Here is a 15,068-nt window from a genome sequence, read left to right as displayed (position 1 = left end):
CTACTTTTCATTAACTACTAAATCAGATTCTACAAGTGTGTTGTAAAATGCCTGATTTTCAGCATTTGGGTTGCTAATCAAATCGAGTAGTATATTAGCTGCTTTTTGCCCTTGTAAGTAAGGATATTGCTCAACAGATGCAATAGGCGAATAATCCAGATAATCCATTAGGGGCAAATTGGCATAGCTCACAATGTCGATTTTATCCGCTAAATTTTGTTTTTTTAAGTATTTAATCAGAAATAATGCAACATAATCATTAAATGCTACAATTGCAGATGGCTTTCTTTTGTGGTTAATAAGCTGTTCAGTAGCTTCAATTGTTCCTTGTTCAGTAAGATCACAATTGGTAATAAGTGATGGATCAAATTTAAGTCGATTAAAATTAATTGCTTCCATGTAGCCATCTTTACGCTCGCCACTTGCAAACAATGTCGATGGACCGTTAATCATTCCAATGGTTCTGTGTCCTTTTTTAAGTAAATAATTTACCGCTTTTGTGGTTGCATTTTCTAAAGTACATGCTACATAATGTACATTTTTCACTGGCGGAATTCTATCAAAAAATACTACCGGAATATTGAAGGCTTTAAGTTTTTCAAAGTGATCAAACGTTGAAGTATCTTTGGTTATGGAAACAAGTAAACCATCTACCCGCTGATTTTTCATTTTATCAACCAACCTCATTTCTTTATCAAAATCATCATGAGATTGTGCAAAGATTACCGTATAGTTTCTTTTTAAGGCTTCATCTTCAATAGCTGAAATTGCTGTAGAAAAGAAATGTTCTGCGAGTTCTGGTAAAATAACACCAATTGTATAAGTTTTACCTTTTTGGAAAAGAATGGCTGCGTTGTTGGGCTCGTAATTTAAAGATTTGGCAAGTTCTTTAATTTTTTCTCGGGTAACTGCGCCAATACTCGGATGATCATGCAATCCTCTAGACACACTCGATGGTGAAAGATTTAAAATTTTGGCAATTTCCTTAATGGTTGTTGGTTTCGATTGCATTTAGGTTAAAAGCTATATGAAATATCTTTACGATGTAATATTACAAAATTTATTAATCGAATTTGCAGTTTTAAAAGGCATTTCTTTCGATAAATTTCATTTTATTTTAATGTCTAAATAACAGTTATTTAATCTCCAAAGCCTTTTTCGATTATTTAAGGTCGCGTAAATCAATTTACTATTAAATTTCTTCTGGCGAAATTGATTTTTTTAACTAGCATTTATTAATCTGAAATTAATCTACTTTTGCGCATTATTATTTTTTATGCTAACGGTTTATATTTTAATATTCCTTGTAATATTCTTTTTTGTTGTAACTAATCTTCCTGTTTTTGGTCGTTTGCCTAAAGGGATCAGACTTAATGCTATTCATCATTTATCAAACTATAAGGATGGTGCTTTGCAAAACTTATCTGTTACTTTAATGCAACCAGAAGGTGTTAGTTTTTTTAAAGTGCTTCGCGAATTCCTTTTCCAAAAACAACCCGATAAAATACCATCAAAAGCCTTAACTTTTATTAAACCTGCGGTTGATGATATGCAGCAAGGTTCAGCTCCGGAAATTATCTGGTTCGGACATTCATCATACCTTATAAAAATTGATGGTTTTCGTGTGCTGGTCGATCCGGTTTTTAGTAAAACGCCATCACCATTTTCTTTTATCGGAAGTAAGGCCTTTAAAGGAACTGATTTTATTAAAGCTGAAGATTTTAAAAATATCGATGTTTTGTTAATCACCCACGACCATTACGACCATCTGGATTATCAAAGCATTTTAAAAATTGCTCCAAACGCAAAAACTATTGTTACCTCTATCGGTGTTGGTGCCCATTTAGAAAGATGGGGAATATCAACCGAAAAAATTAATGAGCTATGTTGGAATCAATCTATTAATTTGTTTGATAAATTAACTTTTACCGCTGTACCTGCAAGACATTTTACAGGTAGAAAGTTCAAACGTAATCAAACACTTTGGTCGGCATTTGTGTTGCAATCAACCTCCTCAAAACTTTTTCTTGGTGGAGATTCCGGATATGATACTCACTTCAAAGCCATTGGAAATGAATTTGGGCCATTTGATATTGCACTTTTAGAATGTGGGCAATACAATGAACTTTGGCCTTATATTCACATGTTTCCTGAGCAGACAGTTGAAGCAGCTATTGATTTAAAGGCTAAAGTGTTAATGCCTGTACATTGGGGTAAATTTAGTTTAGCCATGCACCCGTGGAACGAACCAATAGAAAGAGTGTCAAAAGCCGCTGACGAAAAGCAATTCCCGATTATAACGCCAAAACTGGGTGAAACAATTGTTATTGGAAACACTTCTGCAAACGAAAAGTGGTGGTTATAGTTAAAATTTAAACAATAGTTGATTCGTGTTGTTTATTTCAAAAATAACAGAATTATGAAAACTGACCTTGTAGAAATTTTTCAAACCATACGTGCCGGCTTACAACCTTATGCAACCTTAGGATACACTGTACACGAAAATTCGGAAACAGGTTACGATTTGTATAGCGAGAAAAATATAGAAACGAACGGCGAAAAAGTTACTGAGCGTTTTTTTGCAGGAGTTTACATTAATGGGGCAGAGGTTGAAGCAAAAGTTAACGTTCAGGAATTTCAATCATCGAACCAAAACTTATCTCAATTTGATGATGAAAAATCTGGTTTGATTGTAAGTAAACTGGATAATGAAAAGCTTAAAGAAATTGAAACCATGATTGAAATCATTAATATCCATTTTAAAGAAAAGGAATGGGTTTAACCTCTATATTTCGATAGGAAAAACCTAAATTTGTAGCCGAAACAATAACCTCGGCTACAAATAATTTAAGTTAATTGAATATCTATCCAAAAACTTTTGAAAGAAATAATGCTGAATGGATTGAAGATTTAACTCTAAAATTAAGTTCTAATGGTTTTGAATATGATTTTAATTATGAGGATGATTTCAGAATAATCTTTATAAAAAATTGCAATCTTGTTCTTAATCTCATAAGTATCAATACAAGTTTTACTTCTCAAAAACTTGTTAATCTTCAGCAAAAATTCTACAATAATAATTTAAGTCTGGTTCATCTTTGGGAAGATGTTTTTTGTAACAAGCCAAACCAGGTGATAGAACGAATAAAATCGCTTGCAGGTAAAAATGCCAGAATACATGGTAGAAAAACTAAGGTTTCTAAAATTACCAAACCAGAAGCCGAATCCTTTTTAAACGAAAATCATCTACAAGGTGCTGTTAGCAGTCGCTACAAATTCGGACTTTTTTTTAACGATGAACTTGTTGCCGTTGCTACATTTTCAGCTCTAAGAAAAATGAATCATTCAGAAAACTATAAATCAATTGAATTAATACGATTTGCCGTAAAAGCTGGCTTTTCTGTTAGCGGAGGATTATCTAAACTAATTGTTCACGTTCGTGAAAATATTAAGCCAAATGATGTGATGAGCTATGCAGACAGAGATTGGTCGGCTGGTGCATCGTATTTAAAATTAGGTTTTGAGCAGGTTTCTTTTACTGAACCACAAATTTTTGAAATTGATGAGAACTTTAAACGGACTTTAGTTAAAACTTCAGATTCAACTTTGAGTAAAAAAGTTTTTAATACAGGGAGCATTAAGTTTATTTTGAAATTTTAAGCATGGAAGAAAAACCATTATTGATTATTCTGGGTGCTACCGCTTCAGGCAAAACCAAATTGGCCGTTCAGGTTGCTGATGCACTTGGTGGAGAAATTATTAGTGCCGATAGTCGCCAGATATTTAAGCGAATGGATATCGGTACCGGAAAAGATTTAGCAGAGTATTCTATCAACAATAAAAACATTCCTTATCATTTAATAGATATTTTAGAACCTGGTGAAAGGTATCATGTTGATGCTTTCAAAAAGGATTTTTATAAAGCTTTTGAAAAAATAACTTCAGCAGGGAATTTGCCAATTCTTTGTGGTGGAACAGGAATGTACATCCACTCGATTTTGCAAAACCAACCTTATACAGCCATTCCTGTAAATCTAGCATTCAGAAATGAACTCGAAAGTTTACCTAAAGAAGAATTGGTGACTAGATTAGAAACCTACGAAGCAGAACTGACTAACCACGTTGATAAATCATCTAAAAAACGTTTGATAAGGGCCATTGAAATTGCAGAATATTTAAATCATAATGCGTTAGAAGAGGAAGATTATCCAAAATTTAAACCTTTAGTTGTTGGCCTTAAAAACGAAGTTGAAATAACACGCTCAAATATTCTTAAAAGATTGGATTATCGCTTAAAAAATGGAATGATTGAAGAGGTTGAACAATTAATTAAGGATGGAGTAAGTAAGGATACTTTAATTTTTTACGGTTTGGAGTATAAGTTTATCGTGATGTACCTGAATGGTGAAATGACTTTTGACGAGTTACAATTAAAACTCGGAACTGCGATTTGCCAGTTTGCAAAAAGACAAAATACTTTTTTTAGGAAAATGGAAAAAGATGGGATTTCTATCAATTGGCTTAATGCAAACCAAGAAACTAACCATTTAAAACAACAGATTTTAGAAATGGTTTCAATTAATTAGAACTAAAGATTTGTGAATTAAATATGACGTTTTTGTCTATTATTTGTAGGTTAAATATGTCTTTGGCACAGGGTTTGTAAATGTGAAGATATAATTGATTAACTCAAAAAAATATCTTAAAATGAAAACAATTACTAAAATCCTCGCTACATCAGCAGCTGCTGTAGCGTTATTCTTTACTACAAATGTAAATGCTCAAACAGCTCCTAGAAATTTAGGAATAGGTTTAAATGTTGGAGCTGGAACAACAACTGGCTATGGTTTGGTTATTGGTGGTGACCTTAGGTATCAATTTAATGTAGATAAACAATTATCTATTCCTGTAACTGCTGGTTATAATAATTTTTCTATAAAAGATAGTTATGGAGGTGGTAGTTTCGGTATTATTCCAGTAAAAGTTGGTGCAAAATATTTCTTTGATGAATCAGGTTCTGGTGCGTATGGTTTAGCTGAACTAGGGGCAGGTTTTGGAACGAATAAGGGAGCAGGAACAGCTTTCGTTTATTCTCCAGCAATTGGATATTCTTGGAGCAATGGATTAGACCTTGCAGCAAAATACGAAGGGTATTCTAATAATGGAAGTATAGGTTTTGCTGGTATTCGCTTAGCTTACGGTTTTTCACTGTAATAAAATCTAAAAGATTAGAAAGCCCCTGAGTAATCAGGGGCTTTTTTGTTTCTGAAATTTCAAGAAAAATAATCTTGTAAAATCTATTTCCTGTCAGTTGTCGTATATACCTCAAAACCTTAATTAAATAACTTAAAAAATCTAACATGAAAACAATTACTAAGATTTTTGCAATGGCAGCAGCAATTGCAATTTTTACGACAGGCAGTTTAAAGGCACAAACATCTACTACAACAATGACAACCAATAATGGTATGGCATTTAAAGTTGGAGTAGGTGTACAAGGAGGATTATTTCCAGATAAATCAGAAATGGATTATGGTTACGGTGCTGATTTAAAATTACAATATGATTTAACTAAAGACGTAGCAATAACTGCTTCAGCAGGTTATACTAAACTTAAATGGAAAGGTAGTCCTTTAAATTTCGAATTTATTCCATTAATGGGAGGTGTAAAAGCTTTTGTAGTTGATAGAATGTTTTTAACAGGAGGACTTGGAACAGGTTTGGCATTGAAAGATGGCGCAAACATGAACTTTATCTATACTGGCGGACTTGGTTACGAGTGGAATAACGGTTTAGAAGTTGGTGTTAAATACGAAGGTTACGTAAATAATAGTTCATCAGATCTTTATTTTATGAAAACCGGACAGTATGCTTTAAGAATTGGTTACAATTTCAAATTATAATCAAATCATCATATAATATCAAAGCCTCGCATTTTTGCGGGGCTTTTTTATTTTTTTAATATTTTAATTGCTATTTTGAGCCGAAAACCAAATACAATGAAAAAAATATTCGGAATAGCGATATTAACAGTTCTTATGGCCTGCAATCAAGCAGAGAAAAAATCTGATGAAAAAACAGATTCGACCACAATCAAAACATCAGATAAAATGAGTACGGTAGTTATTGAAGATGAAAAGAAAGCAAAAATATTTGCAGATTATGTTCAATTAAAAAACGCACTTGTAGAATCAGATTCTGCTGAAGCACAGAAACTAGCTTCTGCTTTGCAAAAAAGTTTGGCCGATTACGAAGGTTGTGAAACTACTGCAATTATCGCACAGAAAATCTCAAGTACCAATAACCTTGCTTTTCAGCGCAAAGATTTTACAGCACTAAGCATGGATTTAATTGCATTTATAAAATCATCACCAATTAAAAGCGGTGTAATTTATGTGCAACATTGCCCTATGGCAAACAAAGGCGATGGAGGAGATTGGTTATCAACAGAAAAAGAAATCAAAAATCCTTATTATGGAAGTGAAATGCTAGAATGTGGCAGAGTAACTGAAGAAATCAAGAAAATATAATGTAGTAAAACTGTTTTTCTAATCATGATTGTTACGTCATACTGACTAATATTTCATATTAATTTAACAGATTTGCTATGCATGTATATTAATTTTATATAAATTAGAAAGCTATAAACACAACACAATAATATGTCAGATATTGCAGAGATTAAAGTTGACGGTAAGACAATTGAATTGCCGGTAATAACAGGAACAGAAGACGAAAAGGCTATTGATATTTCTAAGCTAAGGGATTTAACCGGTTTTGTAACTTTAGATACAGGTTTTAAAAATACTGGTTCAACAAAAAGTAAAATAACATTCTTAGATGGTGAAAAAGGTATTTTAAAATACAGAGGATACTCAATAGAAGAACTTGCTGAAAAATCTAGTTTCTTAGAAGTTTCTTATTTAATTGTGTATGGTGAATTGCCAACTCAAGCACAGCTTGATGATTTTCAAGGTGAAATTAGTAAGCATACACTGATTCACGAAGATATGAAGAAGTTTTTTGATGGTTATCCGTCAAAATCTCACCCAATGGGTCAGTTAGGTTCTTTAATCTTTTCTTTATCAACATTTTATCCAGAGTGTTTAAAGCCAAATCAAACTGCTGAAGAGCAAAACTTAACAATTATTAAGTTATTGGCTAAGTTACCTACAGTAGTTTCATTCATTTATAAAAAATCATTAGGTCATCCGCTTATTTATCCAAAAAATAAATACGATTATGTTACCAATTTCCTTTGGATGACATTTGGACAACGTACTGAAGATTATGATGTAAATCCGATTGTAGTTAATGCAATGAACAAATTGCTGATTCTACATGCCGATCACGAGCAAAATTGTTCAGCTTCAACAGTTCGTATTGTAGGCTCATCTGATTGTAATTTATATGCTTCAATTGCTGCAGGAATTGCAGCACTTTGGGGTCCGTTACATGGCGGTGCAAACCAAGCCGTAATTGATATGCTTGAACTTATTAAAGCAGATGGTGGCGATACAGAAAAATGGATTGCTAAAGCAAAAGATAAAAACGATCCTTTCCGTATGATGGGATTTGGACACAGAGTTTACAAAAACTTCGATCCACGTGCTAAAATCATTAAAAAAGCTTGCGATGACATTTTAGAGAATTTAGGTATTGATGATCCGATTTTAGAAATTGCTAAAAAATTAGAAGAAGCGGCTTTAACAGATCAATACTTCATCGATAGAAAATTATATCCAAACGTAGATTTTTATTCAGGTATTATTTACAGAGCATTAGGTTTCCCATCAGAAATGTTTACTGTATTGTTTGCATTAGGTCGCTTACCAGGATGGATTGCTCAATGGAAAGAAATGCACGAAAATAAAGAGCCAATCGGCCGTCCTCGTCAAATTTACGTTGGCGAAACAGACCGAGCTTTCGTTAGCATTAAAGATAGAAAGTAAATTAATTCACATAAAAAAACCAGGTTTGAAAAAACCTGGTTTTTTTATGTTTTATTTTTTTAAAATTATGTTGCTACGTAGTAAATTAAGTTTAACATAACCATTTCAGTAAGTGCAAGTGCTATGGCGTAAAGTATAAAAATCATAAACATTTTGCCAATAACCTTTTTTCTCTGGTAAAATACCTTCAAAGCATTAAACATATACCAGCAAATCCAAACATATAATCCAATCTCAATAATTGTAGACATTACTGAATTTGCACCAAAGACATATTTAATTAATGGTTTTGTTAAAATAGATACAACGAAGTAAGCAGTCATTCCGTGTATTGTAAAAATCAAGTGGTCAAGGTAATAGATATGATTTTTCCTAAAATTCCACATGATAAATAATGCTAATAAAGGCATTAATAAAAAGTATTGTTTTGGTCTGTTGTGTTCTAAAGTTTCTTCTATAATTTCTGATTTTTCACCAATAGTTATCGATCTTTTTTTCATCATCCTTTTGAAAAAATTATCTCGTTGCGTAATTGGTAAAGTTTGCTGGCGTGATAGGTATGCTTGAAAAGTGCTATCATTACGTTTAACATGAATAGCATTATATTCCTTAATTATATCAGTTAAAGAATCTGATTCATTGGCTTTATTTTGTTTTCTAAGCTCAACCAGTGTAGAATTCTGTTCCTTTAAGCTAAGTTTCTTAAAAGCCTCCTTATCCAGTTCTTCTAAAATTTGCTTTTTAGCGTGGTTAAAAAGTTTTGGACTTGCTTTAGCTAGTCCCATTTCAGTCAACTCCTTATCAGCGCTATCCAGCACTTTTTTTGTTTCAACTTTAGATGGTGCATTACCTTCGTGTTCCTTGCTTTTACGTTTATGATCTGGAGAATAGGCGACCAAAAAGTAAACAATGGAAACAAAAATGTACATGCTAACCGGATTGATATATCTTGCTCTTTTTCCTGCAAGATAATCTAGCGTTACTTGTCCGGGTTTGGTTAAAAGTGGAACAAGCGTTTGAAAGAATTTATTATCAAAGTGAAAATAATGTGCAATACTATGGCTTATAAAGCCCCAAAAACTTTCCTTCAATTCTAAATTAGGTTGACCACAACTACTACAATAATGCGATTCTACATGAGAACCACAGTTTAAGCAATTGTGTTCTTTTCTGTACTTACCAGCTGACATAAGGGGATTTCGAAAATTAAATTAGTGACTTATTGCTTCTATAGCTTTTTCTTCTGCTTTAGTGTGTTTGTGTTTAAAAACTAGAACAAAAACAACAGCTATAACTAACACATAAATAGTAAAAGTCAGCCATATGTTATGCCAATCCTTAACATCTAAAGGTCTGCTCAAATTTCCATTCTCTAATACGCTAATTCCTTTGTTTTGTAAGAATTTAAGTAAATGTGTGTTATCAGCTTCACTTTTAACATATTTAGATAAAGAATCGATTGAAGTATAATAGGTTGTGAAATATTTATTTATCATTAAACCAGATACTAAACTACCAAATACAGCTCCGAATCCATTTGTCATCATCATAAATAAGCCTTGCGCAGAAGAACGGGTTTTCGGTGTTGTAGAGGTTTCTACAAATAATGAACCTGAAATATTGAAAAAATCGAAAGCCATTCCATAAACAATACACGATACGATAATCATCCATAAATTTGATGAAGGGTCGCCATAAGCAAATAGTCCAAATCTTAATACCCACGCAAACATTGCAATTACGATAACCCATTTTATTCCAAATTTTTTCAAAAAGAAAGGAATAGCTAGAATAAATAAGGTTTCAGAAATTTGTGATATGGATAAAATGATAGTCGAATACTTAATTACAAATGAATCTGCAAAAACTGGGAATAGCTTAAATTCATCCAAGAAAACATCTCCATAAGCATTAGTTAATTGCAAAGCTGCTCCCAAAAACATAGAGAAAACGAAAAACAAAGCCATTTTGTAATCGGCAAAAAGTTTAAAAGATTCTAAGCCAAGTTTTTGTATGAATGAAGTTTTCTCGCTTATTAAATTTGAGGGTTTACATGCTGGTAAAGTAAAAGAATAAAAACCTAATGCTAAGGCACTAATACCAGCTATGTAGAATTGATTTGCACTTGCTTTATTGCCTGTTAAATTGGTAATCCACATGGCAACAATAAAACCAACAGTTCCCCACACACGAATTGGAGGGAAGCTTTTTACTACATCATAATTTCCATTTTTAAGAGTAGTGTAACTGATCGAATTACTTAGTGCTATTGTTGGCATATAAAAACACATTGCTACAAGCATTACCCAAAAGAAACTATGAGGGTTTTCAACCTGCGGCAAATAAAACATAGTTGCAGCATATAGTATGTGTAAAATTGCATATAACCTTTCTGCATTTATCCATTTATCAGCTAATATACCAGTAAGGGTTGGCATAAATAAGGATGCAATGCCCATTGTAGAAAAGATGATTCCAAAATCTGCACCATCCCATTGCTTTGTTCCAAACCAATAATTTGCTATGGTAATTAACCAGGCAGCCCACACAAAAAACTGCATGAAACTCATTATAGTTAAGCGAAACTTAACATTCATCATAATTGTTTTGTTTGATTTTTGAAAGTAAAAGCTGAATATAGAACTATTTTAAAACATAATTTAAAAATGAACCCAAATTATTTTAAACAATTTGGGTTCATTTAATCCTATTCGATTATTTAAAGAAAATTTATATTAATTATATTCTTAAAATTAAGAAGTACCTCGTTTATTTAATTCATCGCGTAAACGTGCGGCTTTTTCATATGCTTCATCGGCAATGGCTTCCTGCAGTTTTTGCTGCAATTCCTCAACTGTTAAATCTGTATAACCTTGCTGGCTTGTTGATGTTGGTATTGTATCTGCATCAGGTTCTTTAGCAAGGCTATCCATGTTTTCGAGAAACAGAAAATCATTTCCCTCGATAACAATTCCGGCAGATGCAAGAATGAATTCGTAGGTGTAAATCATCGCGTTGAATCTAACAGCTAATGCAATTGCATCAGATGTTCTCGCATCAATTTCATGAGTATTTTTACCATCGCTACAAATTAACTTTGCATAAAAAACGCCATCAACTAAATTATAAATTATAATTTCCTGAACATTGATATGAAAGGTTTCGGCCATCGATTTAAATAAATCATGAGTTAATGGCCTGCTTGGAGTCATTTTTTCGATTTCAATAGCAATTGCCTGAGCCTCAAAAGCGCCTATAATAATAGGTAAACGCCTACGACCATTTACTTCGCCCAAAACTAAAGCATAAGCACCAGATTGAGTCTGGCTGTAAGATAACCCTACAATATCTAATTTTACTTTCTTCATATTTGCTGATGTCATGTTGAGCCTGTTAAAAATTATTCAACCAATTTCTACAGGCTCAGGATGACAAATTATGCTTTATGCGCCTTTAAAGCTTCAATTAATTTAGGAACAACTTCGAAAGCATCGCCAACAATACCGTAGTCTGCAACTTTAAAGAATGGTGCTTCAGGGTCTTTATTAATTACAACAATTACTTTTGATGAACTTACACCAGCTAAATGCTGAATAGCACCTGAAATACCAATTGCGATATACAAATTTGGGCTAATCGCAATACCTGTTTGCCCAACGTGCTCTGAGTGTGGTCTCCAATCTGCATCAGAAACTGGTTTTGAACAAGCTGTAGCAGCACCTAAAAGGTTTGCTAACTCTTCAATCATTCCCCAGTTTTCAGGACCTTTTAAACCTCTACCAGCAGAAACTACTAATTCAGCATCTGGTAAAGAAACTTTATCTGTTGCTCTAACAATATCTTTAATAACAGTACCTAAGTCTGATTGTTTAACATCAGCGCTAAAGTTTTCAATAGCTGCATCAGTTGCATTTTCTTTAACACCAAAAGCATTCGGATTTAAAGCAATAACTTTATTTGCTGAAGTTAATTCGGTAATTGCAAAAGCTTTACCAGAAAAAGCAGTTTTCTTAATTGAGAATTTTCCATCTGTGCTAGGTAATTCTACAGCACCATCTGCTAAGCCTGCTTTTAATTTAACAGAAATACGAGGAGCTAAACCTTTACCCGAGAAAGAGTTAGATAGTACAACAACATCGGCACCTTCTTTTTCAGCTGCGCTTGCAATAACGCTTGCATAAGCTTGATTTACAAATGTTTTTAATTGTTCTGCACTAACATTTAAAACTTTTTCTGCGCCATATTTACCAAGTTCTTTTAACTCGCTTTCGGCTACGTCGCCGATTGAAATTGCGGTTAAATTGGTTGATTGTTGGTTAGCAATCGCTTTGGCATAAGAAACAGCTTCGAATACTGATTTTTTAAATTTCCCTTCAGCTTGTTCTACATATACTAATACTGACATATATTTATTTCTGAAATCCTTTTTAAAGGATTGTTTAACTTATTATTTAATTTGATTAAAGTTGATGGTGGCTAATTAGATTACTTTAGCTTCGCTATGTAAAAGATTAATTAGTTCTGCCGTTTGCTCTGCCGGAATTAATTTAACTGCGCCACGAGGAGCAGGTGTTTCGTATTTAGCAACTTTAGTTACTTCCTCAATAGAAACAGCTTCTACAACATTTAATGGTTTAGTTCTTGCGCTCATAATGCCACGCATATTCGGGATTTTTGGTTCTGCAACACCTTCGGCACAGCTAGCAACAAATTTACCAGATACGGTTAAAACTTCTTTACCACCTTCAATTTCACGTTCAATAGTTGCGCTCGTTCCATCAGCATCTAATTTTTTAATGATAGAGATTGATGGGATATCTAAAAATTCACCAACCATTGCTGCTACCTGGTTACCATTGTAATCAATAGACTCACGTCCGGTTAAAATAATATCGAAATCTTTGTCTTTTGCGTATTCTGCAATTTGTTTAGCAACAAAATAAGCATCACGAGGTGCTGCGTTAACACGTACAGCATCATCAGCACCAATAGCCAAAGCTTTTCTAATGGTTGGGTCGGTTGCTGCTTCGCCAACATTAATTACAGTAGTTGTTCCTTTACCACCTTCAGTTAATTCAATCGCTCTTGCTAAAGCAATTTCATCATACGGATTAACAATATATTGCACACCTGCAGTATTGAATTCGGTATTATCGTTGGTAAAGGTTATTTTTGTCGTTGTGTCGGGCACGTTACTGATACAAACTAGTATTTTCATATGTATAAAATTGGTTTTAGTATTATGAAATTTTCAAGATAGGTTATAAATTTTTACCAATCTGAAAATTCATAATTATTTAGATTTATATATAAGGTCTTTCTGCAAATTTAATTAAAAAAGCAAGGAAATAAAATGTCATCTACCCGTTTAGTAAAGTTATTAGAGTTTTTAGAAAATGAACCTAATGATCCGTTTATTCTATATGCCTTAGCCACAGAGTATAACAATCAAAATGATAAAGAAAAGGCTTACGCTTTTTACCTTCAACTAACTGAAAAACATCCTGATTATGTGGGTACTTACTATCATTTAGGTAAATTATTAGAGAAAGATGCACAAACGGAAAAAGCTATAGAAATTTATCAAAAAGGTATGGTTGTGGCAAGAAACAAACGAGATATGCATGCATTTTCTGAGTTGCAGGGTGCTTATAACTCTGCTGCTGGTTTAGATTATGAAGATGATTAATTTTAAAATAAAGTTTTTTAATTTTTAAATGGAAACAAAGCCAATTTCGGCAAAGAAACAACTGCTTTTTTTACGCAACGTTATCTTTTTTACATTTACCTCTTTTGGTGGTGCATCTGCTCATTTAGCATTGCTGTTAAAATACTTTGTTCACAACACAAAGTTTATTACCGAAGAAGAATTGTTGGAATTAAATGCTCTAGCTCAGGTTTTACCTGGTCCGGCTTCTACACAAACACTTGTAGGTATAGCCTGGAAAGTTGGAAAAATTAAACTTGCAATCATAACTTTCTTAATCTGGATTTTACCAACAGCGGCAATAATGACATTTGCCGCAATAAGTTATGCAATGTTGGATCAGCAGCGAAAGTTTGCTGATGTTTTAGAATACATACAGCCAATTGCATTAGGAATTGTTGCCTACGGAGCGTTTAAATTGGGTAAAAAAGTACTTACTAGCCAAGTTTCTATTTTCTTATCTTTTGCGGCAGTTGTGGCAACCTTGGTTTTAAAAAATGCTTATGTTTTTCCGCTTGCGATTTTAATTGGTGGCATAATTTCTTCAGCAATCGAAACACCTAAAGAAGAAACAGACCTTCGTGTTAAACTTTTTTCGAATCTTAATCCGCGTAAGTTAATTTACTTTCTGGGTGCACTGCTTTTGTTCGCGTTGGTTGGTGCAATTATAAACCGAACATCGCCGTTTAGTTTGCCAATACGTTTATTAGAAAACTTTTACCGTAATGGTATTTTGGTTTTTGGTGGCGGACAGGTTTTAGTACCGTTGATGTTTACCGAGTTTGTAGAAATGAAGCATTACCTGCAAGCGCCGGGTTTTTTATCGGGTTTTGCATTGCAACAGGCATTACCCGGACCAACGTTTTCTTTCACCAGCTATTTAGGTGCTTTAAGTATGCGGAATTTCGGTTATGGCATTGGTGGGCAAATTTTGGGTGGAGTCATTGGGGTAATCGGAATAAATTTACCAGGTTTAATTTTAGTGTTATTTATCGTTCCGTTCTGGGATGATTTAAAGAAAATATCGAGAATACGGCATAGTTTATCTGGCATTAATGCCGTAAGTGTAGGCTTTATATTCGCTGCCTTTATTCTTCTATTGCTGCCAATGGGCTTTAACTGGTTATTTATCGCGATTATGATAATCACTTTTTTAGTGCTCAATTTCACTAAAATAAGTACACCATTAATTGTTTTAGCCGGAATATTGGTAGGTTATCTTTTCTAATTATTTTTTTGAAAAGCAGTGGCAGTGCAACTATTAAATGTTCGTCCTGCCATTTGCTCATACGCCTGCAGGCCTTAGGCTCAAGGCCGGTATCCGCAATGTCAGGTTTATAAAATTAGGTCGGTTGCTATAAATATCAGTAGCTTTTTAAAGCATTCACAGCCAACACGTCATTGCGAGG

General features: G+C 33.4%; 16 protein-coding genes. 10 read left to right on the top strand and 6 right to left on the bottom strand.

What is annotated here, in order from left to right:
* Entirely contained in the window at positions 1 to 1,011 is a 1,011-nt protein-coding gene (locus tag ACO05K_RS07725) for a LacI family DNA-binding transcriptional regulator (RefSeq protein ID WP_421943870.1), read from the bottom strand.
* A 265-nt stretch (positions 1,012 to 1,276) separates the two neighbouring features.
* Between ACO05K_RS07725 and ACO05K_RS07720 the strand changes: the two genes are divergently transcribed.
* The 8 genes from ACO05K_RS07720 to ACO05K_RS07685 all read left to right on the top strand — a co-directional run bounded on the left by ACO05K_RS07720 (position 1,277) and on the right by ACO05K_RS07685 (position 7,952).
* On the top strand, positions 1,277 to 2,365 hold the full coding sequence (locus ACO05K_RS07720) for an MBL fold metallo-hydrolase (protein ID WP_421943869.1): 1,089 nt from the start codon (positions 1,277 to 1,279) through the stop codon (positions 2,363 to 2,365).
* Positions 2,366 to 2,419: 54 nt separating this feature from the next.
* Complete coding sequence (locus tag ACO05K_RS07715; protein WP_421943868.1) at positions 2,420 to 2,782, top strand: hypothetical protein; 363 nt, start codon at positions 2,420 to 2,422, stop codon at positions 2,780 to 2,782.
* A gap of 74 nt (positions 2,783 to 2,856) precedes the next feature.
* The gene (locus ACO05K_RS07710) at positions 2,857 to 3,660 is read left to right on the top strand and encodes a hypothetical protein (protein ID WP_421943867.1); all 804 of its coding nucleotides are present in this window, start codon (positions 2,857 to 2,859) and stop codon (positions 3,658 to 3,660) included.
* 2 nt (positions 3,661 to 3,662) lie between these two features.
* A complete protein-coding gene (miaA, locus tag ACO05K_RS07705) occupies positions 3,663 to 4,586 on the top strand; it encodes a tRNA (adenosine(37)-N6)-dimethylallyltransferase MiaA (RefSeq protein ID WP_421943866.1) in 924 nt (307 codons plus the stop codon).
* A 121-nt stretch (positions 4,587 to 4,707) separates the two neighbouring features.
* Complete coding sequence (locus tag ACO05K_RS07700; RefSeq protein ID WP_421943865.1) at positions 4,708 to 5,214, top strand: hypothetical protein; 507 nt, start codon at positions 4,708 to 4,710, stop codon at positions 5,212 to 5,214.
* A gap of 146 nt (positions 5,215 to 5,360) precedes the next feature.
* Entirely contained in the window at positions 5,361 to 5,903 is a 543-nt protein-coding gene (locus ACO05K_RS07695; protein ID WP_421943864.1) for a hypothetical protein, read from the top strand.
* Between the two features lie 96 nt (positions 5,904 to 5,999).
* Positions 6,000 to 6,530, top strand: a complete 531-nt coding sequence (locus ACO05K_RS07690) for a DUF3347 domain-containing protein (RefSeq protein WP_421943863.1) — start codon at positions 6,000 to 6,002, stop codon at positions 6,528 to 6,530.
* Positions 6,531 to 6,662: 132 nt separating this feature from the next.
* A complete protein-coding gene (locus ACO05K_RS07685; RefSeq protein WP_421943862.1) occupies positions 6,663 to 7,952 on the top strand; it encodes a citrate synthase in 1,290 nt (429 codons plus the stop codon).
* A gap of 65 nt (positions 7,953 to 8,017) precedes the next feature.
* Here ACO05K_RS07685 and ACO05K_RS07680 read toward each other — a convergent pair whose 3' ends face one another.
* From ACO05K_RS07680 to ACO05K_RS07660, 5 genes are all read right to left on the bottom strand, one after another.
* Positions 8,018 to 9,142: a DUF3667 domain-containing protein gene (locus ACO05K_RS07680; protein ID WP_421943861.1), complete on the bottom strand. Its 1,125-nt coding sequence runs from the start codon at positions 9,140 to 9,142 to the stop codon at positions 8,018 to 8,020.
* Positions 9,143 to 9,163: 21 nt separating this feature from the next.
* Positions 9,164 to 10,552 (bottom strand): nucleoside permease, encoded by a 1,389-nt coding sequence (locus tag ACO05K_RS07675; protein ID WP_421943860.1) that lies wholly within the window; start codon positions 10,550 to 10,552, stop codon positions 9,164 to 9,166.
* Between the two features lie 153 nt (positions 10,553 to 10,705).
* Positions 10,706 to 11,320 carry a bifunctional nuclease domain-containing protein gene (locus ACO05K_RS07670; RefSeq protein ID WP_421943859.1) on the bottom strand — a complete coding sequence of 205 codons (615 nt, stop codon included), beginning with the start codon at positions 11,318 to 11,320 and terminating at the stop codon, positions 10,706 to 10,708.
* Positions 11,321 to 11,388: 68 nt separating this feature from the next.
* Positions 11,389 to 12,357, bottom strand: coding sequence for an electron transfer flavoprotein subunit alpha/FixB family protein (locus ACO05K_RS07665; RefSeq protein WP_421943858.1), 969 nt, complete (start codon positions 12,355 to 12,357; stop codon positions 11,389 to 11,391).
* Between the two features lie 75 nt (positions 12,358 to 12,432).
* Positions 12,433 to 13,170, bottom strand: coding sequence for an electron transfer flavoprotein subunit beta/FixA family protein (locus ACO05K_RS07660; protein ID WP_290237929.1), 738 nt, complete (start codon positions 13,168 to 13,170; stop codon positions 12,433 to 12,435).
* A gap of 135 nt (positions 13,171 to 13,305) precedes the next feature.
* Between ACO05K_RS07660 and ACO05K_RS07655 the strand changes: the two genes are divergently transcribed.
* Positions 13,306 to 13,641, top strand: coding sequence for a tetratricopeptide repeat protein (locus tag ACO05K_RS07655; protein ID WP_421943857.1), 336 nt, complete (start codon positions 13,306 to 13,308; stop codon positions 13,639 to 13,641).
* A 28-nt stretch (positions 13,642 to 13,669) separates the two neighbouring features.
* Positions 13,670 to 14,887, top strand: a complete 1,218-nt coding sequence (gene chrA, locus ACO05K_RS07650) for a chromate efflux transporter (protein WP_421943856.1) — start codon at positions 13,670 to 13,672, stop codon at positions 14,885 to 14,887.
* The last annotated feature ends 181 nt before the right edge of the window (positions 14,888 to 15,068 follow it).

The organism is Pedobacter sp. (assembly GCF_965227205.1).
Classification (GTDB): Bacteria; Bacteroidota; Bacteroidia; order Sphingobacteriales; family Sphingobacteriaceae; genus Pedobacter.
Note: the sequence above shows the minus strand (reverse complement) of the source record. Positions and strands in the feature narration are given on the sequence as shown.

Excerpts from the sequence above, each read along its gene's own strand:
- miaA (WP_421943866.1), top strand. The coding sequence starts at position 3,663 with ATGGAAGAAAAACCATTATTGATTATTCTGGGTGCTACCGCTTCAGGC.
- ACO05K_RS07675 (WP_421943860.1), bottom strand. The coding sequence starts at position 10,552 with ATGATGAATGTTAAGTTTCGCTTAACTATAATGAGTTTCATGCAGTTT.
- ACO05K_RS07660 (WP_290237929.1), bottom strand. The coding sequence starts at position 13,170 with ATGAAAATACTAGTTTGTATCAGTAACGTGCCCGACACAACGACAAAA.
- ACO05K_RS07720 (WP_421943869.1), top strand. The coding sequence starts at position 1,277 with ATGCTAACGGTTTATATTTTAATATTCCTTGTAATATTCTTTTTTGTT.
- ACO05K_RS07700 (WP_421943865.1), top strand. The coding sequence starts at position 4,708 with ATGAAAACAATTACTAAAATCCTCGCTACATCAGCAGCTGCTGTAGCG.
- ACO05K_RS07655 (WP_421943857.1), top strand. The coding sequence starts at position 13,306 with ATGTCATCTACCCGTTTAGTAAAGTTATTAGAGTTTTTAGAAAATGAA.
- ACO05K_RS07685 (WP_421943862.1), top strand. The coding sequence starts at position 6,663 with ATGTCAGATATTGCAGAGATTAAAGTTGACGGTAAGACAATTGAATTG.
- ACO05K_RS07690 (WP_421943863.1), top strand. The coding sequence starts at position 6,000 with ATGAAAAAAATATTCGGAATAGCGATATTAACAGTTCTTATGGCCTGC.
- ACO05K_RS07725 (WP_421943870.1), bottom strand. The coding sequence starts at position 1,011 with ATGCAATCGAAACCAACAACCATTAAGGAAATTGCCAAAATTTTAAAT.
- chrA (WP_421943856.1), top strand. The coding sequence starts at position 13,670 with ATGGAAACAAAGCCAATTTCGGCAAAGAAACAACTGCTTTTTTTACGC.
- ACO05K_RS07670 (WP_421943859.1), bottom strand. The coding sequence starts at position 11,320 with ATGAAGAAAGTAAAATTAGATATTGTAGGGTTATCTTACAGCCAGACT.
- ACO05K_RS07665 (WP_421943858.1), bottom strand. The coding sequence starts at position 12,357 with ATGTCAGTATTAGTATATGTAGAACAAGCTGAAGGGAAATTTAAAAAA.
- ACO05K_RS07695 (WP_421943864.1), top strand. The coding sequence starts at position 5,361 with ATGAAAACAATTACTAAGATTTTTGCAATGGCAGCAGCAATTGCAATT.
- ACO05K_RS07715 (WP_421943868.1), top strand. The coding sequence starts at position 2,420 with ATGAAAACTGACCTTGTAGAAATTTTTCAAACCATACGTGCCGGCTTA.
- ACO05K_RS07680 (WP_421943861.1), bottom strand. The coding sequence starts at position 9,142 with ATGTCAGCTGGTAAGTACAGAAAAGAACACAATTGCTTAAACTGTGGT.